This is a genomic window from Clostridium estertheticum subsp. estertheticum (genome assembly GCF_001877035.1).
GTDB classification, from domain to species: domain Bacteria; phylum Bacillota; class Clostridia; order Clostridiales; family Clostridiaceae; genus Clostridium_AD; species Clostridium_AD estertheticum.
Genome location: NZ_CP015756.1, coordinates 2,103,100 through 2,123,561, shown reverse-complemented (window position 1 = coordinate 2,123,561; position 20,462 = coordinate 2,103,100). Strand labels below are relative to the sequence as shown.

Here is a 20,462-nt window from a genome sequence, read left to right as displayed (position 1 = left end):
TTTCACCTTACTTTGAAGTTTTGGCAGTGTCTATTATAGTTATTTTTGCTTGTACACTCTTAGCCTCTGCTTCTATCCCTTCTTTGTCATATATGTTCTTAGCTAAGATGTATAGTACCTTCGCAGCACTCAAATCCCCACTTATATACTTTTGATCTCCATCTTTTACATATTTATCTGCTTTAGCTCTCTGCGTTGCGAGCTCAGTTATCTTTTGATCCATAAGATATATTTTCTGTGCTAATTCTTTGGAATAACTTACTCCCTTAATTTGATCATACATTTCTTTTGCCATAACATAGTACATTTTGGCACTTACATAATCGCCAGTGCTGTAGCTTAAATCACCATTTTTAATATTTTCTATAGCCTTAGTTTCAGTAGTTGCATCATCTTTCTTTTGATCATCATCTTTCTTTTGCGTTGCTGCCTGTGCTACTGCGGCTTTATCTTGTACTACAGCTTTTTTAGCATAAAGTTTATCTAACTTATCCATTGCTTCTTTCTTCTCATCTTTCATGTCATTATCTATAGCTAAATCCTTCGCCTGTTTATAATAACTTTCTGCGTCTTTAATATTTCCAAGATCTGCGTTTTTATCACCTAAAGTTAGAAAATCTGTTACTTTAATTGAATTTCTTGCTATTCCTATCTTCTCCAAAATATATTTTGTTCCACTGTTATCTATATCATGCGATTGTCCTAAAGCAATCATATATTTATCTAATGCCTCATCATATTTGCTTGACTTTAACTTATCATCAGCATCCATAATTGTCTCTGTAAGTTTACAATATTTATCCAAAGTATCTTTCTCCGGCTTAAGTTTATATTTATTTGCTATATCAAAAGCAGCTTTGTATTCTTCATTTGCTTTTTTTATATTCCCATAAGTGGTGTATTGTATCCCACTACTCTTGTGCGCGTTCATTTCGCTTATACTATCTATTTTTTTATTTCTACTTATTCCTAACATTACACCTATTACTATTAAAATTATAATAATTGGGATCGCCACCATAAGAATTTTTTTAAGCCTTTTCTTGTCTTTAGGATTTATAAATACTTTATCAACAAATGTTAATGATATTGTATAGTTTTCAATATGTTCAAGTTGCTTTGACAACAGCATATCTTCAACATTATCAGCTAATTCTTTTGGATCTTTTGACTCTGAAGCCGCATCCACCAATTCTTGCTCGTCAATATTTTCCCAAATACCTCTTGTTGATAGCGATATAATATCACCATTAATTAATTTAATTTTTTTAGATATGTATGGTGAATATAATTTTTCTTGGCCCAAATAACAATATAAATTATTTCTTTCATTATGTTTTGCTATTTTATCTAGAGGTATATCTTCTTTCGCTGTGAGCATTTGAGTTAAAGATTGATCTTCGCTTTTATATCTTATAACCCCATCTCTATACAAATAAAATCTTGAATTACCGGCAACGCCGTAAACAACCTTCGTATAATCTGTAATCACAACTGTAACAGAAGCTTTCAGTCTCACATTATTGCTTTGACTAATCAGTTCATCATTTGCCTGCTTAAAAAAATTGGTTATATCTCTTCTTCTAATTGTAGGTTTTTCAGTAAAATTTCTTATAATACTTTCAACTGCTATTTTTGCACTTTCTAACTCTAAGTCATCATCTATACCGTCTGCTATAACATAACATGCATAATTGTCTAATTCTACAAAAGCGAAATAATCTTTATTTTGTAATAGTGTACCTGCTTCTGATATAAAATTTGTTTTAAAGTCTGAATTTAATTTTCTCATATTTTCACGCCCTAAACTAATTAATTATATATATATTTCATTAGTATAATACTGCCGTTTTCCTTATTGATTTTTTCTTTACTCTTAACAACCTGTATTATCCCATTTGCCATGTTTTTTAATTTTTTATTATTTTTTAAGATTTCTTCTATTTGAATCCAAGTTAATGAATTATATACTCCTTTATTCATAAGAATTATAATATCCTTTTTTTTAAGTACTACTGGTTTTTCTAACATTTCAATATCCTTAAAATCATCTTGTCCAAGATAATTTAATAGCCCTTTTTCTTTTAATCCTAACAATGCTTTCTCTTTTGTAAGTTTACCTTTATAAAATTCATTTTTTGCAAGTACATTAACAGTATGTCCCTCACTTAATTTAAATAACTCACCTTTTCTATAGACTGCTACCATTGCGTTTCCTACAAGTCCATAATGAAGTAAATTGTTTACTATTATTGCACTTACTACACTAGCTCCACCTTGATTGTTATCTACTCTTCTTAAAATTTCACTATTTGCTTCATTAAATGCTCTGTTAAAAAAATATTCTGTTTTTTCTCCATTCCACTGCTGCAAAAATAGTCTTCTGAATGTGTTTATGGTAGTTATACTTGATATCCTACCTGCTTCATTTTTGCCTAGCCCATCTGCTAAAACAGCTAGAGTTCCCTGTGGCGAACATATAGTTTCCATATGATCCTCATAAATTTCTTCGTTCCCAATTGTTGCTGCGCTTTCTATTTTTATATAAGATTTATCTATTATTTTTATAAGTATATTTTTTAGGCCTACTAGAACTAATATTATAATTAATAAAATAAGAACAACCATATAATAATTTTTTTCAGCAAATTCTATCATGATAAGCTACCTCTAACCATTATCTTCCCACTCAAAGTTATCTCCACAGAAGGGAACAAAAATAAATTTACTTTTACCAAGCTCGATAACATCATACCCTGATAATTGAACTGGTATATAAATTGCTTCTCCGTTGAGATATGCTATTCCGGAAGATTCTCCTGGTAATAACACATAGTTTTTTTTCTTTGGATCATATACAACTATTGCATGATTCCTTCTACATACATTGTTATCGCCCAATATCTGTATGTCCATATCATCTGCTCTTCCAATAAAGTTCTTTCCAGTTTTTATCTTATAATCTTTTCCAACTCTTGCTCCTTCAATGCATACAAGCCACCCACAAAGTGGTTCAATTTCCTGATATAAAAGATCAGTTTCAACATCAAATTTTTCTGCCAATTTAGACTCATTATTTGCTTTTGATGCGGTTTCTATATTGCAATATGGGCATACTGTTCCATATCGTCTTTCACTAAACATATGTCCATTTTTACATCTTGTAAGGCCCATTTATATCCCCCATTTCATCTGAGTAAAAGCTTTGTTTTCCCAATAAATAATATATCCCCTTTTCTTACCTTGCAGGGACTATTATTTACTAATCTATATAACTTGCCATCTTCTATCCTTTTTATGCTTACGCCACTATCAGAATATATATCTTCTAAATACCATACTCCTCCTGCAAAATTTATTACTGCATGTTCTTCTTCAATGAAATTTGAATATATCGATTCACTCAAATCAATATCTACTCTCTTTTGATTAGTATTTCTACCTATAATTATTCCTGTTTTTTTTGAAGTTTCCCATCTTTTAATAATTTCATTTTCTTCATTCACTAACGCTATTTCATTAATTGAATATACATTTGTTAAATCTTTTTTATAATGTTTTTGAAATAACCTTATAAAACCTATAAGTGCAATTACTACTCCTACAGTAGCAAGAATACTTTTTATCAACATTGACTTTATTGTTATAAAAAGTAAAACACAAACTAGCGAAAGAATTACACCTATAGATAAATTTATTATCCCCATACTTGCTAACAACATTTTATTCTCTTTTTTATTATTTAAATTTAAATTATTCAAAGTAATTCACTCCGTTACTTCTATTTATTTTTGAAAAAGTTGTTGAATAATTGGCTTGTATCAATAGGATTTTTTTCTTTCTCATGAAGAAAGTCTTTTTTTACATTATCAGTATTAGCACTAAACCCAAAAAATTCTTCGAATTTATTATGAATATTCTCCATATTATTGTCTACATTTCTATTATCTTTTTTGTTGCCTTTACTTTCAGTATTCTTATTTTGTTTACTAGTATTCTGTTTAATGTTATACAATTTTTCATCATACTGCTTTTTTAACTTTTCATCACTTAAAATGCTATAAGCTTCATTAATTTCTTGGAACTTTGCACCTAAGGTATTATCATTAATATTAGTATCTGGATGGTACTTCTTAACCAAACCTCTATATACCTTTTTAATTTCATCCTTAGTTGCCTTAGGTGAAACCTGTAATATTTCATAAAAATTCTTCATGTATTTCCTCACCTTATTAAAATCTCATAGAGAAGTCTTTATTAAAATTTAACTTATACAGGTGCAATGGTCGTGTTAATCTGACCATTACAGCATGTATAAGTTAATAGTTTTTTGTGTTTTAAGCGCTAAAGCCCCCAGCTAATGTTATCTTATCTAGCTTGTCCTTTTTCTGCTTTATAACAAGTTCAAATGTTCCTACACCTTCTGTATCTCCGTAATGTTCTTTATAATCTACTACAAAGGCATTTGGGAAAAATATTTTTCTTATAATTTGATCTGCTGAGAGTACATCAACAGTAATTTTTCTATAACAATCTGCTTTTTCTGCTGGTACTAATGACCAAACTCCCATTTGTCTTGTACTATCAAATCCTTCTCCATCTAATGCAGTTAATATTTTACCACTAATCACCATAGTGCTTCCTACATCTTTTGAACGTGCATTTGAATCTTTTGGAGTATCCGTTTTTAAAACTATTTTTTTTACACTTTCAACTCCGAGTTCTATCTTTTCTGCGCCTTCAATTACTACTTTAAAACCCATAATTTACACACTCCCTTTTATGATTTTACTTTTTTATTCTTTATTGAATATACAATCAAATAAATAATACTAAAAAAGCTTACTACTACTGAGCCATACTTAATAAGTTCATACATAATTATTCACCTTTCAATCAGTTATTACTCTCCGAATCCACCTTGGAATTTCACCATTGTTGTCTTATCTTTTTTCTGTTTTAGTTCTAGGATAAATGTTCCTACGCCTTCTTCATCACCATAGTTTTCTGCATAACTTACAACAAAAGCATTTGGCAAATTAATTTGTCTTACCACTTGTGATGCAGAAATAACATCCACTGTTACTTTTCTATAACAATCTGCTTTTTCGGATGGAACAAGCGACCATTTTGCTAACTTAATAGTACTGTCAGCTGCCTCTCCATCAACTGGTGTTAATATTTTCCCTTTGATTGATAGTGATGTTCCAAGGTCCGTAGAACGTGCATTAGAATCATCTGGAGTATCTGTGTTGAATTCGACTGTTAGTATGTTTTCGATGCCTAATTCAATTGTTTCAGCACCTTCAACTTTTAATTTAAATCCCATTTTTTTTCCCCCTGTTTTTCGTAATATTTATAATTCAGAAATAGCAGTAATACTGCCATTTCAAACTACCACATAAAATTCTTAATTAAATATTTAATGCAACAATATCTTATTCAATTATTGCATTTCTTGTTATCTCAACCTCTAGGTTTTTAACATTGCCGTTGAATACTATATTAATATTGCAAGTACCACTTTTTTCATCTATTAAAAAGCTAATGTCATCGCCTTCTTGAATAATAGAATTTATATATCCCTTATTTGTAACCCATTTGCTTTTTATGCTACTAGGATTATTACTAAAGAACTTAACAATGTTATCTTCTTTAAAATCATTAGTATGAAACCTTAACATTCTTTCGATATAAGTTGTTACTGTTGTCTTGTAAATTGATTCAAAATCATTTCCATTTGCTAGTAAACTTCTTGCTTTATATACGGTAATGTGTTTTACATCTTTCCCATTTACTTGAGCATTTTCAGAAGAAAAAATAAATCCAAAGTTCTTTCTGTTTATGGAATTTTTTATTTCATTTGTGAAACCTGATATCTCTTTGGCTAGAGTTGTTGTAACTCTTAAGGAATTGTCTGCTGCTTCTATATCAAACCTAATGCCTGGATATTCATAAGAAACATTTTTGTACGATTCGCGTAAAAATTCTGGACATTGGTATGATGCTACAATTCCAGCAGCAATATAAGAACTCCCTATATATACCCCTTCTATCCAAAGTTTTAAAATGTCTTCCTTTTCCTTTGATAATTGAGCCGTTCCACCATCTGTAATAAGCATCTTTTTATCAATAATAACTCCAGACTTATCCTTAGGTATAATTGTAAAGTTAGGTACGCAAGGTACTGCGAACTCGCTAAAATCATTGCGCATCAAAGGTGCACATTTATCCATAAATCTATCTATACCCTCAGTAGCTACGTGGTTAAATGTAGTATCCTCACCAGTTTGAAAGCTAAAGAATGTTTGTATCCTATAATTTCTAATAGTAGATAAAAGTAATGCTAAATCTTCCATTGAAGTTGTATCTGATTTTTCGACTTGCTCATTCCCTTTGAATCTTTGCCTTTTAACTTTGCTCTTACTATGGCTTTCTAGTTCTATGGATGGAGCAATTCCAAACCAAATAGTATTAGTGAAATCATTTTTATCATTTACTGTATTTAAGTATGTAATAAGTCTTGATATATTCTTGGAATTTACCAATCTATTTACAGTTGTATTACTAACTAATAAAGTTGGTTGCATACCTTTATTTTTTGTTTTATATTGATTAAAAAACATCTTCACACCTACTAGCTTTTCAACTAATGGCTTAACTGTTTTTACAAAATCATCCTTAGCATTTTTGTAGAACTCCAAATATGTGTTATAGTTTGTTACCTCTAATTCTAAGTTCACCCTGCTTTCCATAGTTGATACTAGTGGACAAAATGTTCTTATAACTAGATCCTTTACATAACCTGTCTTTGTATCATTTACAACGTCATAATCTTCCTCAAAGGCCTTTATAAGTCCTATATTAGCATTGTCATCTAAAGTAACAAGTGCCGTTTCTTCGTTTTTAGGTGCTTCTAAAACCTTTAATTCTCCATTTTCGCCCATACTTAAAGCACCTATTATAAACTTAGAATTATCAGTTTTATTATCTTCTTCACCAAGGAGCAGTCTAGTCTTTATATCTTCAATAGCCAGTGGTAACATAGCCATGATATTGTTATAATTACAACTTGCTTCTTCAAACATATAATTAAGCTTGTCCGCTAAATCTAATTTACTTGGGTCACCCTCTTCTAACCCCTCATATTTACTATAAATATACTGTATTTCTTTTCTTGATTGCTTTATATCATCCATTACTTTTTTAGGAGATATCATATCTAATAAGTTTTCAAATTTGAAATCAACATTAGCAATTCCTTGAGCACTTTTTGCATCAATTAAAGTAAAAAGCATCTTCAAAAAATCATTTGATTGGTTTATTGGAATCTCAGTAATATACTCTTTAGAAAGATTTTCAGGTTTTTTGAGAGTATACATAACTTTCTGATTACTAGCATTGTAAAACGAATATATTACAGGTGAAAACTTGTCTAAGAACTCGTCAAAACTTTTCACTAAAAAACATTCATTTATTTCTTTTATTTTATCGTCATTTAAACTATTTAAACCTTTTGTGTCACCTATTACAGTAATTATATCTAATTTCTGTGGATTTATTTCTTCAAATAACATGGTTCGATTGGTTTGTTGCACAACTTCCATATTCTCGCTCCTTTGTTTTATCTATTGAATATTTGTATGACTTCATCATTATTGGCAATTCTATACTTTATTTTTACATATTACATTTCTTTTGTCAAATTTTATATTGATATTTCCCAGATAAGTTAATAAAAAGGTGACCAATTCTTTTCTATATGCTAATAATTAAAGGCTCTAGCAATTTTGCTAGAGCCTTTAACTTTTCTATTTTATTTACGATATACCAATTTTGATTTTGCCATATTCTTATCCTATGCTTTAGCCTTACTTAAAGCCTCCTGTGTTGCGCTAATAATACCTTCACTACTATAAGTAGCACCAGACACTGTATCTACCGTTGTTGATTGGGTCGATATTATTTGAGAAATTATCGTACTTTCTGCTCTTGCATAAAAATCAGGAGTATCTCCATTTGATACTGTTTCAACTTTAGTTATTTTATTGTTTTTTATTGTAACTGACATCTGCGTTGTACCACCATGAAACCCACTACCCGATCCTGTATAAGTCCCATCTTTATAAGTATTTGAAGTAGTTGCTGTCTTTGTATTTGTATCCTCAGTACTAGCTGTTCTTGAACTTGAATCAGTAGTTGTTGTAGTATTACTCACTGTAGCCAATCCACTATTTTTTAATGTAGCTGCTCCTAAATTATTAGCAGCATAAAGTCCTACCATTGCTGCTATTGCTACACTACTTGCAAGCTGCGGGTTTACATTTTCGCCAAGAACATTTATCTTAGTATTACTTCTTGGACATGCTTCGATGCATTTAAAACAGTTAATACAATCTCCACCACATACACTCTGAGCTTTGTAAAGTGATAATCCCATTGAACAATTATTTGTGCACAATCTACACTTTCCGCATTTATCAGTAGGCTTTTTAATTTTAAGTATTCCTATTCTTGATAATATATTAAAAACAGCTCCTAAAGGACATAAATATCTACAGAAAAACCTTTCTACAAAAAGAGCACCTATTGTTATTAAAAGTAAAAGTGCCACTCCAATAGTGTAATTAAATAATACCTGAGGAAAATTTGTTATTTGCGCAAAAGCATCCCAAGGACTAGTTGTATCAAGAACTTTACTTCCCATAGTCCAAACAACAACTACAAGTAATAATAGAACTACATATTTCACGTATTTTAAAATTTTATCCACGTCTTCGTTTACCTTAAAATTAATCTTAAATACTTTTTTTGATAATAAATAAATGAAATCATTATAGCTTCCAAATGCACAAACCCAGCCACAAAAGAATCTACCAAGGAAAATAGTTACAATTATAACTGTTGTGAACTCAATTAAACTAGGAAAAGCTGTTATGAAATTAAAATTCCCTTTAATAATCATAGTATAAATGCTTTTTAGTTCTGAAAAAGCTAATATAAATAAACCCGGTGATAAAACAAACATAATCAATTGTATTATATGTCTAAATATTTGTATTTTCTTTATCTTTTTTACCATTTTATATCCCCTTTTAAATCCTATTTTTATATACAAACTCCTGACCCGTTATTGTAAATTTTCCTTCCATGCCTGACGTAACATAAATCTCCTTACTTTTAGTTATTAATATGGCATCTACGCCCTCTATCTCTTCTATCAACTTAATAGACTTCTCCACACCCATAATATACACACCTGTAGATAGTCCATCACCATCAATAGAGTTATCAGATATTATCGTAGCACCCACAATATCACTTTCCGATGGATATCCCGTACTTGGATTTATTATATGGTGAAATCTTTTACCCTCCACTTCAAAATATCTTTCATAATTTCCTGAAGTAACTACTGATTTATTAATAACACTAATTGTTAAAGCGAATTCGCCACGAGTTTTAAATGGATCTTGAATACCAACACTCCATGGGGTTCCATCGATTTTTGTGCCAAGAGTTAATATGTTTCCCCCAAGATTTATAAGCGCACTCTTAATGCCATTTTTAATCATTACATTTTTAACTTCGTCTGCAGCAAATCCTTTAGCAATACCTCCAACATCAATTTCTTGTTTCTTATTTTTTAAAAAAATAGATCTATCATCTTTATCTAATACTATATCCTTATAGTTTACAATTTTAAGCTTCTCCTTAATTTCATTACTACTCGGGACCTGTTGCCCTTCTTTTCCAATACCCCATAATGAAACTATAGGTCTTATTGTAATATCAAAAGCTCCTTCAGATAGCGTGCAATACTTTATCGCCTTTTGAATAACATAATAAGTATCATTGCTAACTATTTGCGGCTTGTTTCCAGCATTTTTATTTATTTTTGAAATTTCACTATCATTTTTGAATACCGACATCTTATTATCTATCTCACAAACCTTTATAATAGATTCTTCAATAGCTTTTGATGCTTTCTTCCCATATGCCTTTAACTGGTTAGAGGTACCAAGTGAATAAAATTCTCTAACAATATAAGATTTTTTATTATTTCTAGTTGTAAATATTATAATTAGAATAATAAATATTAACGATATTATTATAATTAAGATGTTGTCGATAATAAGCATCCTATTAGCCCTCCTTATAATATCTTAATTTCAAACTTAATTAACCTTACGATATCCATAATATATCATGAATGTTAAATTTAGATTAAAATTTGATTAAAGTTCCCTTCCAAATTAGGAAATAAATTTAATTATTTACTATATATTTATAATAACAAATAATTATGTATCAACCATCAAATGATTATGTTATTTTTGTGTTATTTTTGATTTTCTCTAAAGCTTTTTACGAAAAAAAAGCTACTGAAATATATAAATATATTTCAGTAGCTCATTTTTTAGTTTCCATCTTTAATAAGATCATTATCCTTTTACTCCACCTACCGTTAGTCCTCCTACTATTTTCTTTGATAAGAAAATAAATGCTATCATTATAGGTACAATAGAAATCGCAACACCTGCGAAAACTGCACCATATTCTGTCTGATATGTTCCTCTAGCGAGCATTACCATTATTGGAAGTGTAAACTTAGTAGGATCAAATAACAATATAAGAGGTATTAAGAAGTTATTCCAAGTTTGAATAAATGTAAATATAGACATTGTAGCAACACTTGGAAATATTAAAGGTAATACTATCCTATTAAATATTTTAAACTCGCTGCACCCATCTATTCTAGCAGCTTCTATAAGTGACCTGCTTATTGCACCATCTGTATATCCTTTAATAAAAAATACCGATGCTGGAGTTGCTATAGCTGGTATTATTAAAGGCAAATATGAATCAAGTAGACCAAGCTTTTTTACCAATTGAAATAAGCCTATCATCCCTAATTGTGTAGGTATCATCATTGTTCCAAGTAGTACCCAAAAAAGAATTTTATTCCCTTTAAATCTAAATTTTGAAAAGCCATAGGCAGTTAATGCACTAAAATAACCACTTACTGCTGTAACTGCAATTGCTATAACTACACTATTTACTAGACCGTTCCATATAGGTTGACTTTCTAGTAATCTATGATAATTTGCCATTAATGAAGTGCCTGGTGTTAAAGACAATGTTGTAGCAATTTCACCATTAGTATGAGTAGCATTAATTATCATTATAAAAAATGGTAAAAAACATAATATGGCTAGCGCTATAAGCGCTATATACAAAACTGTTTTACTAATGATTTTGCCTATTTCTTTATTATCGTTTTTTAACACATTATTATGTTCCATCCCTACCCCCTTATTCATAATCATCAGCATTTCTATTTATAAACTTAAATGATATTATTGCAAATACAAGTATTATTATAAATAATGCATACCCCACAGCAGCGCCGTATCCATAGTTATTGTTTACAAATGCAGTTCTATAAAGATACATAACCATTGACATAGTTGCATTATTAGGGTCTCCTGAGCCTTTTGATAATGCGTATGGTATATCAAAAGATTGCATTCCTCCAATTAATGATGTTATGAACGAAAATAATATCGTTGGCCTTAATAAAGGAATTGTTATTGACCAAAATCTTTGTGTTTTAGATGCTCCATCAACAGTTGCAGCTTCATAAAGTTCTTCAGGAATATTCTTAATTCCAGCCATAAATATTATCATACTATATCCAAACCACATCCAGAAGGAAGTAAGTGACACTATGCCTCTAGAGTAATTTTCACTCATAAGAAAGTTTATTGGTTCCTTTATTAAATGAATATTCATCAATATTTTATTTACTGACCCTGCCTGCCAATCAAATAAAAATGCAAATAATATGCCAATTGATGTTGCAGTAACTAGATTGGGAAAGAAATATACCGCTCTAAAAATATCTTTTCCTTTTAATCTTGCTTCGTTTAATGCTACGGCTAAAATTAACGCTAAAATTAATTGAGGAATTCCCCCACATAGCCACATAATCCAGGTATTAGCTATGCTCTTTAAAAAAACAGGATCTGCAAATAATCTTGAGTAATTTGCAAGACCTACAAATTTAATGTTTTTTGACATACCATCCCATTTAATAAAACTAACATATAAAGAATAAATCATAGGATACAATTGAAAAATAAGAAATGTTATAAAAAATGGAGCGATAAATAATAATCCATACTTTTCTCTATTTATTTTACCTTTAACCAAAGTGACACCCCCTATTTTTAAATTAGCCTTATTTACTAAAAAACAGTTAATAAGGCTAATTACTATTTACTTTTACATGTCATCTAACTAATCTACTTTAATATCCGGATATGCATTTACTACATCAGCTTTAAATTTTTTAAGAAAATCCTCTTTTGAAGCTGTTTTACCTATTATTAATAAGTCTATTTGTTTATTCCAAGCATTATTAATTGTATCATCATATTGTGTAAACAATTTACCATCAATGCCTTTAACAAGTTCTGTGTATACTTTATAAACGTTTTCACCTTTTAAATATGAATTGTTTCCTGCATCTGTACTTGATAATTTAGCTTGAACATCTACGTTATTCATGAAGTCACCTTTATCTTTTGCCTGTGCTTCCATAAAATCTTTATTTGTAGTTATATACTTAACAAACTGCCAAGCATTATCTTTTTGTGTACTCTTACTAGATACTCCAAGCCAAGTTCCACCCCAATAATATGGTGTTGGAGCTTTTACGAATGCATAATTGCCTGTTTCTTTTGGAGCATTTATTCCTAAAGTAAAAGGAAGTCCCCAAGTCGGAAGCATATACCCAAATGTTGTTTTATCTGACATAGATCCAGTCCAGGCTGGTGTCCATTGAGTAAATTTAGCATCTAAACCTTCATTTCTAATTTTAGTTGCTTGATCGATATAATCCATCATTTTAGTATCAATAACTAACTTACCATCTTTTACCCACCCTTGCGTACGACTACCAATAGCCACATTTACTAATTCATTATATCCAGCTAATAACTTAACTGATCCATTACTCTTCGTTTTAAGAGTCTCACCTAATTTGATAAAGTCCTCTGTTGTTGTCATCATTTTTTGAATAGCAGCAGGGTCATCTGTTCCAAGATACTGTTTAGCTATACTTCTCTTATAGAAGAATCCACCAGGTGTTGCCTGCCAAGTTAAAGCTCTAATTGACTTGTCTCCTTCATTACGTCCTAGCTCTACAGTATATGGTACCATTTTACTTGTAAGTGCCTCTGCATTATAAGGCGCCTTTGTCAAGTCCTCATAAAAGTCTAAGTTTGTAAATTTTTTCACATAAGCAGATTCTGCTAAAAAAACATCCGGTCCACCAACTCCAGCACTCATTGTAGAAGATATTTTAGTTACATATGCACTATTATCATTTGGTATTGAAACAAGTTGAACTTTAAGGTTTGGATAAACTTTGTTAAACTTAGCTATAATACCCAAATCTTTAAGCTCAGTATTCCATGACCATATCTTTATAGTTCCCGTGTAGTCAGCTGGTGATTTATCAGCCCCTGTAGTTGCTGCTTTTGAGCCTGAATCTGTTTTTGTAGCTGTACTCGATCCACAACCAGCTAACATTGAAGTAGCCATTATTGTTGATAAAGTTAACAATGCAAATTTCTTCAAATAATTTTTTTTCATTATTGTCCCCCCATTAAATCTTCTATTAATAAATAACATTCATAAAAAGAATATTATAATATCAACCAAATTCTAATAAACTCGTGTTTAATTTGGATTAATCATCTCATGGGTCGCTGCATGTAAACTAGTTTATTTTAGAGCCTTACACGAATTTCTTTCAATCAAGTCAATAGGTAACGTATAATTTGCTGAAAAATTTGAATTACTCTCGATTGATGTTATTAGAGTATTTGTTGCAATTGATGCCATTTCAAGAAGCTTCATCCTTACAGTTGTAAGCGTTGGATTTATATATCTTGCAACCTCTATGTCATCAAATCCTACTATAGATATATCTTCTGGAACATTTAGATTCGCTTCTTCAATAGCCTGCATAGCTCCTATTGCCATCATATCATTTCCACAAAATATTGCAGTAGGTATTTCCTTTTGTAGAAGTTTTTTTGTAGCATTATATCCTCCATTGATTGTAAAATCGCCTTTAACAATTAAATTACTTTTTACAGCAATCCCAGCATCTGTTAATGCGTTTTTATAAGCATTAAATCTTTCTATACCTGATAAATTTTCAGATATTCCTACTATATGTGCAATACTCGAATGTCCAAGTCCAATTAAATAATTAGTAGCTTTGTATGCACCGTAGTAGTTATCAGCATTTACAATTATACATTTATTATAAACCTCTTCATCTGATTTCACTGCTTGATCTAATAATGCAACCCTACAACCAGAATTTATAATTTCTTTTATTTCTGGCTCTCCATTTTTTTCTCCTATAAATATTCCACCAGACACCGTCTTATTATAGAAAATTTCTTTCACTTTTTTATAATCCTTTTGTTTACTTACTATAGAAACAAGTACGTTATAACCCATTTTGCTTGCATTTTCGATAACCGATCCGGTAAATGGTGTAAAGTAAGAACTACTAGTAACTTGCTTACCATTAGTATCCGTCTTCATATCAATTATAAAAAGACCAATTACTCTGTTTTTAACCCCAGCAAGCATTCTAGCAGATGCATGTGGTACATAATTATTTTCCTTTATTATCTGCTGAATCTTTTTTCTAGTTTCGTCTGGAACATTATCATAATTGTTAATTACCCTTGAAACGGTGCTTCTTGAAACTCCTGCTATTTTTGCAATATCTATACTATTCATTCCGCACCTCTTTTTAGAATTTAAACGCGTGTTTATAATGCAATAATACTCTAATTTTTCATGCTTTTCAAATTGTAATATGTCTAGATTTCCTCAGATAACCATGTTTTAACATAATTTACTCCATTTACATCCGAATTGCTCATTCTCTTGCAGAATCGTTTACATTTTTTAGAATTTAACATTATCTGATATTTACATTATGCTATTAATTGGTACCTATATAATATATATCCATTTTACCTGTTTTAGAATCAGTTAACGCAGTATTTAATACATCTACACTTATATTTATTTCTAAAATTTTTGTTCCAGTTGTATTTTACTACTTAGATAACTAGCGCTTAGCCCTTCTATTTCAAAAGAATTAGGAGTGAACTCCTCCTTAAATGGTTAATTTCCCATCTCTATTTCTATTTTATGTGCGCATCCATCACCAAATACAGGTAATATATTTCCTTGTATAGCTTTTCCATCCACCGTAATTAATTTAACACCTTTACAAATATGCTTATTATTATTAATTTTAATATTATATATATCTCCTCTGTATGTTCTCTCAATCTCAAAACTACTCCACTCTTTTGGAATGCAAGGATTTACACGAAGCCCATCATACTCTGGCTTCACCCCTAGAATAAATTGAGTAATTGCAAAATAGTTCCATGCAGCAGTTCCTGTAAGCCAAGAATTTTTAGCTTCTCCATATCGCATTGCATCTTTTCCTGCTACCATTTGCGAATAAACATAAGGTTCAGTTCTATGAATCTCACTTATTTCCTCAACAAAGGCTGGAGCTATCCTTTTATATACATCATATGCCCTATCCCCTCTACCTAAAACTGTTTCAGCAATCATTATCCATGGGTTGTTATGACAAAATATCCCACCATTTTCTTTATATCCCGCTGGATAAGATGTAATTTCACCAATGTTTACATCATATTTGCTGTAAGCTGGGTTCAAGAGCATTATGCCATACTTAGTATCTAGTTTTTCCTTCACAGAATCTAATGCTTTTAAAGCTAAACCTTCTTCTACCCCAATGCCCGCCATTACGCAGAACCCTTGTGATTCGATATATATCTGCCCCTCATCGTTATCCTTGCTACCTACCTTATTTCCAAAAGCATCGTATGCCCTTAAAAACCATTCTCCGTCAAAGCCTTTTTCTATAACTGTTTTTCTCATTTTATCAATATGATTCTGCGCTATTGTAGCTTCTAAAATCAGGTCAAATCTTTTGCATAATTCTACATATTCTGGTCCTATAAATACAAACATTCCAGCTATTAGAACAGATTCAGCAACCCTTCCATCTGGATCTCCAAATGTTTGAAACGATTCATCTGGTTCTGTGGAAAAACAATTTAAATTCAAACAATCATTCCAGTCAGCCCTTCCAATTAAAGGAAGTCCATTAGGTCCAAGATTATTTACAACATGATAGAAAGAACGTTTTAAATGTTCCATAAGTGTATCTTTTATGTTATCATCACAATTGAAAGCCACAAGTTCATTTAGTATACTAAAATCTCCTGTTTCTTTTATATAGGCTGCAGTACCTAATATTAACCATAATGGATCATCATTAAATCCTCCACCGACTTCAAAGTTACCCTTTTTAGTTAATGGTTGATATTGGTGATAAGCTCCACCATCCTCAAATTGTGTTGCGGCTATATCCAGTATTCTTTCCCTCGCCCTACCTGGAATCTGATGCACAAATCCAAGTAAATCCTGATTAGAATCTCTAAATCCCATCCCTCTTCCAATTCCAGATTCAAAATATGATGCACTTCTAGACATATTAAACGTTACCATGCATTGATAAGGATTCCATATATTAACCATGCGGTCTAGCTTATCATCATCCGTTTTTATACTATATTTTGATAATAAATTAAGCCAATATTTACTTAAAGCTTCTAATCCCTCTTCTACTTGAATATCTGTACTAAACCTCGCTATCATATCCTTAGCAATAGTCTTATTAATAACACCAGGGCTTTCCCACTTGTTTTCTTCCTCATTTTCTACATATCCAATTATAAATATCAAACTTGTTTCTTCTCCAGGTTTAAGTCTCAATGTTTTACTATGTGATGCTACAGGTGACCATCCACTCGCTACAGAATTATTAGATTTACCGTTCATAACCGTTTGTGGTGAATCAAATCCATTATATAATCCTAGAAACGACTCTCTGTCACTATCAAACCCATCTATATCAGTATTAACCGAGTAAAATGAATAATGATTACGTCTTTCTCTATATTCGGTTTTATGATAAATTACAGAATTATCTATCTCAACTTCACCAGTACTAAAATTTCTCTGGAAGTTAGTCATATCGTCATAAGCATTCCATAAGCAGAACTCAATAAATGAAAAAATCTTAATTTCCTTAATATCATTTGATGTATTTTTTATTTTAAGTTGGTTAACTTCGCCATGATACTTTAAAGGGACAAACATTAATTGCTCTACTTCAATACCATTTCTTGCACTTTTTATTTTAGTGTAACCAAGTCCATGTCTACATTCATAGGAATCTAATTCAGTTTTCACAGGCATATATCCTGGTGTCCAAACGTCGCCACCATCGTTTATATAATAGTATCTCCCCCCACTATCAACTGGTGCACTATTATATCTATATCTAGTTAACCTTCGAAGCCTCGCATCCTTATAAAAGCAGTAGCCACCACTAGTATTTGAAATTAGAGAGAAAAAATCATCTGTTCCAAGATAATTAATCCATGGATACGGAGTCTTAGGTGTAGTAATAACATACTCTTTTTTTATATCATCGAAATAACCAAATTTCATTGTTCATCCCCCCTATATTTGTTCAATTCTATTTTATATAAAATATTTAAATATATCAATAATCATATAAGCGTCAATTACCTCTAATTCTTACATTATATTCTATTAACACGCGTTTATGAGTTTTTTTACAGCTTCTTAAATTAATAAGAAATACAGAATATATTGTATATCTCCTGCATAATTTCACCCACAACTTTACAAATGTGCAAATAAGCTTTATTATTGATAAGGCATAAGAGGAGGTTTAAAATGAAATATATTATTGGAATTCTCGGATTAATTGTTGTCTTAGGACTTGCATGGATTACTAGTACTGATAAAAAAAAGGTAAAATACCGACCTATCGTTATAATGGTTATTTTACAATTCATACTTGGATTTATATTGCTAAATACTGGTGTTGGTAATTTTCTAGTAGGTGGAATAGCAAATGGTTTTCAACTATTACTTAAATGTGCAGCTGAGGGCGTTAATTTTGTATTTGGTGGGTTAGTTAACGCAAATCAATTTACATTTTTTATAGGTGTGCTTTTACCAATAGTATTTATTTCTGCTTTAATCGGAATTTTACAACACTTTAAAATACTTCCTTTTATAATTAAATATATAGGCCTAGGATTAAGTAAAATTAACGGTATGGGCAAACTAGAATCTTACAACGGAGTAGCCGCTGCTATTCTTGGTCAATCAGAGGTATTTATTTCTGTAAAAAAAGAACTTGGCCTATTACCGGAGCATAGACTTTATACACTTTGTGCATCAGCAATGTCTACGGTATCTATGTCGATAGTTGGCTCTTATATGGTTCTTATTAAACCTAGATATGTTGTAACTGCACTTGTTTTAAACTTATTTGGTGGATTTATTATATCTTCAATTATAAATCCATATACAGTAACCCCAGAGGAAGATATATTAATAGTACAAGAAGAAAAAAAGCAATCATTTTTTGAAATGCTCGGTGAATACATTATGGATGGTTTCAAAGTAGCTATCATAGTTGGAGCAATGCTTATTGGATTTGTGGCCATAATTGCTATGATTAATATGATTTTTAAAGGTATTTTCGGTATTTCTTTTCAAAATTTACTTGGCTATGTGTTCTCACCATTTGCGATTTTAATGGGTGTACCCTTTAAGGAAGCAATACCTGCCGCAAGTATAATGGCAACGAAATTAGTATCAAATGAATTTGTTGCAATGACTAGTTTGGCAACTAGTACTATACATTTAACAACGCGTACAACCGCTATTGTTTCTGTATTTTTAGTTTCTTTTGCTAATTTTTCATCCATTGGGATTATTTCTGGAGCAGTAAAAGGGCTTAATGAAAAACAAGGGAATGTTGTTGCTCGATTTGGTCTAAAACTGCTATTTGGTGCAACATTAGTTAGTGTATTAACAGCAACTATTGTTGGTTTAATTGTATAATATAACCATATAATAATATTATAAAATCAAAATAAAAGGTTGGTAATAAAAATGAGAATGGTAGATGTGATTTCAAAAAAACGTGATGGTAAAGAATTAACAACAAAAGAAATTAATTTTTTTATTGACGGTTATACTAATGGAACTATTCCTGATTACCAAGCAAGTTCCCTTGCAATGGCTATTTATTTTCAAGACATGAATGATCGGGAGAGAGCAGATTTGACTATGGCTATGGTTAATTCCGGAGAAACTATTGATTTATCAAAAATTGAAGGTATAAAAGTAGATAAACACTCAACGGGTGGCGTAGGCGATACAACAACGCTAGTACTCGCACCACTAGTTGCTGCTTTGGATATACCTGTTGCTAAAATGTCTGGACGAGGACTTGGACATACTGGCGGAACTATTGATAAATTAGAATCTATTAGTGGTTTCCATGTAGAAATTACAAATGATAAATTTATTGAATTAGTTAACCGTGACAAAGTTGCTGTTATTGGTCAAACAGGTAACTTAACTCCTGCAGACAAGAAATTATACGCACTTCGTGACGTAACTGGAACTGTGAACTCGATTCCACTAATAGCTAGTTCTATTATGAGTAAAAAAATTGCATCAGGAGCTAATGCAATAGTTCTAGATGTTAAAACAGGCGCAGGGGCTTTCATGAAAACGGATAAAGATGCAGAAAATTTAGCTCATGCAATGGTGCAAATTGGTAATAATGTAGGAAGAAATACCATGGCGATAATCTCTGACATGTCACAACCTTTAGGATTTGCAATTGGTAATGCACTTGAGGTAAAAGAAGCCATTGATACATTAAAAGGAGAAGGTCCTGAAGATCTTACTGAACTTGTCCTAACACTTGGAAGTCAGATGGTAGTGCTTGCTAAAAAAGCAAAAACATTAGAGGAAGCAAGAAAATTGCTTCTTGAAGTAATAAAAAATGGTAAAGCATTAGACAAATTTAAAGTATTTATTAAAAATCAAGGTGGAGATGAATCGATTGTGGATAATCCAGAAAAATTACCACAAGCTAAATATAAAATTGATGTCCCTGCTTTAACTAGCGGTTTTGTATCTAATATGGTAGCTGATGAGATTGGAATTGCAGCAATGTTACTTGGTGCAGGTAGAGCAACAAAAGAAGATAAAATTGATTTAGCAGTAGGCCTTATGCTACGCAAAAAAGTAGGTGACAAGGTAGAAAAGGGTGAACCTATCTTAACTATATATTCAAATCGTGAAAATGTAGAAGATGTAAAGAAGAAAATATATGAAAATATCTCTATTAGTGATCATGCAACTAAGCCAACATTAATCCATGAAATTATTACAAAGTAGCCCCATACCAG

Annotated in this window: 17 protein-coding genes; 2 read left to right on the top strand and 15 right to left on the bottom strand. The window is 31.0% G+C overall.

What is annotated here, in order from left to right; translation table 11 throughout:
* Nucleotides 1-7: 7 nt before the first annotated feature.
* The 15 genes from A7L45_RS09680 to A7L45_RS09610 all read right to left on the bottom strand — a co-directional run bounded on the left by A7L45_RS09680 (nucleotide 8) and on the right by A7L45_RS09610 (nucleotide 17,664).
* Entirely contained in the window at nucleotides 8-1,792 is a 1,785-nt protein-coding gene (locus tag A7L45_RS09680; RefSeq protein ID WP_071612586.1) for a PP2C family protein-serine/threonine phosphatase, read from the bottom strand.
* A gap of 20 nt (nucleotides 1,793-1,812) precedes the next feature.
* Nucleotides 1,813-2,658: a PP2C family protein-serine/threonine phosphatase gene (locus tag A7L45_RS09675; protein ID WP_071612585.1), complete on the bottom strand. Its 846-nt coding sequence runs from the start codon at nucleotides 2,656-2,658 to the stop codon at nucleotides 1,813-1,815.
* A 12-nt stretch (nucleotides 2,659-2,670) separates the two neighbouring features.
* Nucleotides 2,671-3,174: an FHA domain-containing protein gene (locus A7L45_RS09670; RefSeq protein ID WP_071612584.1), complete on the bottom strand. Its 504-nt coding sequence runs from the start codon at nucleotides 3,172-3,174 to the stop codon at nucleotides 2,671-2,673.
* Between the two features lie 14 nt (nucleotides 3,175-3,188).
* Nucleotides 3,189-3,761 (bottom strand): FHA domain-containing protein, encoded by a 573-nt coding sequence (locus tag A7L45_RS09665; RefSeq protein WP_084647421.1) that lies wholly within the window; start codon nucleotides 3,759-3,761, stop codon nucleotides 3,189-3,191.
* A 20-nt stretch (nucleotides 3,762-3,781) separates the two neighbouring features.
* Nucleotides 3,782-4,216, bottom strand: coding sequence for a J domain-containing protein (locus A7L45_RS09660; protein ID WP_071612583.1), 435 nt, complete (start codon nucleotides 4,214-4,216; stop codon nucleotides 3,782-3,784).
* Nucleotides 4,217-4,337: 121 nt separating this feature from the next.
* Nucleotides 4,338-4,763, bottom strand: a complete 426-nt coding sequence (locus A7L45_RS09655) for a membrane-associated protease 1 (RefSeq protein WP_071612582.1) — start codon at nucleotides 4,761-4,763, stop codon at nucleotides 4,338-4,340.
* 140 nt (nucleotides 4,764-4,903) lie between these two features.
* On the bottom strand, nucleotides 4,904-5,329 hold the full coding sequence (locus A7L45_RS09650; protein ID WP_071612581.1) for a membrane-associated protease 1: 426 nt from the start codon (nucleotides 5,327-5,329) through the stop codon (nucleotides 4,904-4,906).
* A gap of 109 nt (nucleotides 5,330-5,438) precedes the next feature.
* Nucleotides 5,439-7,607 (bottom strand): transcriptional regulator, encoded by a 2,169-nt coding sequence (locus A7L45_RS09645; protein ID WP_071612580.1) that lies wholly within the window; start codon nucleotides 7,605-7,607, stop codon nucleotides 5,439-5,441.
* A 251-nt stretch (nucleotides 7,608-7,858) separates the two neighbouring features.
* A complete protein-coding gene (locus tag A7L45_RS09640; RefSeq protein ID WP_071614937.1) occupies nucleotides 7,859-9,082 on the bottom strand; it encodes a 4Fe-4S binding protein in 1,224 nt (407 codons plus the stop codon).
* Nucleotides 9,083-9,095: 13 nt separating this feature from the next.
* Complete coding sequence (locus tag A7L45_RS09635) at nucleotides 9,096-10,142, bottom strand: FAD:protein FMN transferase (RefSeq protein ID WP_071612579.1); 1,047 nt, start codon at nucleotides 10,140-10,142, stop codon at nucleotides 9,096-9,098.
* A gap of 303 nt (nucleotides 10,143-10,445) precedes the next feature.
* Nucleotides 10,446-11,306, bottom strand: coding sequence for a carbohydrate ABC transporter permease (locus tag A7L45_RS09630; protein ID WP_071612578.1), 861 nt, complete (start codon nucleotides 11,304-11,306; stop codon nucleotides 10,446-10,448).
* Between the two features lie 10 nt (nucleotides 11,307-11,316).
* Entirely contained in the window at nucleotides 11,317-12,216 is a 900-nt protein-coding gene (locus A7L45_RS09625) for a carbohydrate ABC transporter permease (protein ID WP_071612577.1), read from the bottom strand.
* Nucleotides 12,217-12,303: 87 nt separating this feature from the next.
* Nucleotides 12,304-13,662, bottom strand: coding sequence for an ABC transporter substrate-binding protein (locus tag A7L45_RS09620; RefSeq protein ID WP_071612576.1), 1,359 nt, complete (start codon nucleotides 13,660-13,662; stop codon nucleotides 12,304-12,306).
* A gap of 132 nt (nucleotides 13,663-13,794) precedes the next feature.
* Nucleotides 13,795-14,832, bottom strand: a complete 1,038-nt coding sequence (locus tag A7L45_RS09615) for a LacI family DNA-binding transcriptional regulator (protein WP_071612575.1) — start codon at nucleotides 14,830-14,832, stop codon at nucleotides 13,795-13,797.
* Nucleotides 14,833-15,225: 393 nt separating this feature from the next.
* Nucleotides 15,226-17,664 carry a glycoside hydrolase family 94 protein gene (locus A7L45_RS09610; RefSeq protein ID WP_071612574.1) on the bottom strand — a complete coding sequence of 813 codons (2,439 nt, stop codon included), beginning with the start codon at nucleotides 17,662-17,664 and terminating at the stop codon, nucleotides 15,226-15,228.
* A gap of 252 nt (nucleotides 17,665-17,916) precedes the next feature.
* Between A7L45_RS09610 and A7L45_RS09605 the strand changes: the two genes are divergently transcribed.
* Nucleotides 17,917-19,098: a NupC/NupG family nucleoside CNT transporter gene (locus A7L45_RS09605; RefSeq protein WP_071612573.1), complete on the top strand. Its 1,182-nt coding sequence runs from the start codon at nucleotides 17,917-17,919 to the stop codon at nucleotides 19,096-19,098.
* A 51-nt stretch (nucleotides 19,099-19,149) separates the two neighbouring features.
* Complete coding sequence (locus tag A7L45_RS09600; protein WP_071612572.1) at nucleotides 19,150-20,451, top strand: pyrimidine-nucleoside phosphorylase; 1,302 nt, start codon at nucleotides 19,150-19,152, stop codon at nucleotides 20,449-20,451.
* Nucleotides 20,452-20,462: the final 11 nt, after the last annotated feature.

What these genes read in the sequence shown, in the direction of transcription:
- A7L45_RS09600 (WP_071612572.1), top strand. Translation starts at nt 19,150, where the DNA reads ATGAGAATGGTAGATGTGATTTCAAAAAAACGTGATGGTAAAGAATTA.
- A7L45_RS09635 (WP_071612579.1), bottom strand. Translation starts at nt 10,142, where the DNA reads ATGCTTATTATCGACAACATCTTAATTATAATAATATCGTTAATATTT.
- A7L45_RS09640 (WP_071614937.1), bottom strand. Translation starts at nt 9,082, where the DNA reads ATGGTAAAAAAGATAAAGAAAATACAAATATTTAGACATATAATACAA.
- A7L45_RS09680 (WP_071612586.1), bottom strand. Translation starts at nt 1,792, where the DNA reads ATGAGAAAATTAAATTCAGACTTTAAAACAAATTTTATATCAGAAGCA.
- A7L45_RS09670 (WP_071612584.1), bottom strand. Translation starts at nt 3,174, where the DNA reads ATGGGCCTTACAAGATGTAAAAATGGACATATGTTTAGTGAAAGACGA.
- A7L45_RS09655 (WP_071612582.1), bottom strand. Translation starts at nt 4,763, where the DNA reads ATGGGTTTTAAAGTAGTAATTGAAGGCGCAGAAAAGATAGAACTCGGA.
- A7L45_RS09650 (WP_071612581.1), bottom strand. Translation starts at nt 5,329, where the DNA reads ATGGGATTTAAATTAAAAGTTGAAGGTGCTGAAACAATTGAATTAGGC.
- A7L45_RS09605 (WP_071612573.1), top strand. Translation starts at nt 17,917, where the DNA reads ATGAAATATATTATTGGAATTCTCGGATTAATTGTTGTCTTAGGACTT.
- A7L45_RS09675 (WP_071612585.1), bottom strand. Translation starts at nt 2,658, where the DNA reads ATGATAGAATTTGCTGAAAAAAATTATTATATGGTTGTTCTTATTTTA.
- A7L45_RS09660 (WP_071612583.1), bottom strand. Translation starts at nt 4,216, where the DNA reads ATGAAGAATTTTTATGAAATATTACAGGTTTCACCTAAGGCAACTAAG.
- A7L45_RS09630 (WP_071612578.1), bottom strand. Translation starts at nt 11,306, where the DNA reads ATGGAACATAATAATGTGTTAAAAAACGATAATAAAGAAATAGGCAAA.
- A7L45_RS09645 (WP_071612580.1), bottom strand. Translation starts at nt 7,607, where the DNA reads ATGGAAGTTGTGCAACAAACCAATCGAACCATGTTATTTGAAGAAATA.
- A7L45_RS09610 (WP_071612574.1), bottom strand. Translation starts at nt 17,664, where the DNA reads ATGAAATTTGGTTATTTCGATGATATAAAAAAAGAGTATGTTATTACT.
- A7L45_RS09620 (WP_071612576.1), bottom strand. Translation starts at nt 13,662, where the DNA reads ATGAAAAAAAATTATTTGAAGAAATTTGCATTGTTAACTTTATCAACA.
- A7L45_RS09615 (WP_071612575.1), bottom strand. Translation starts at nt 14,832, where the DNA reads ATGAATAGTATAGATATTGCAAAAATAGCAGGAGTTTCAAGAAGCACC.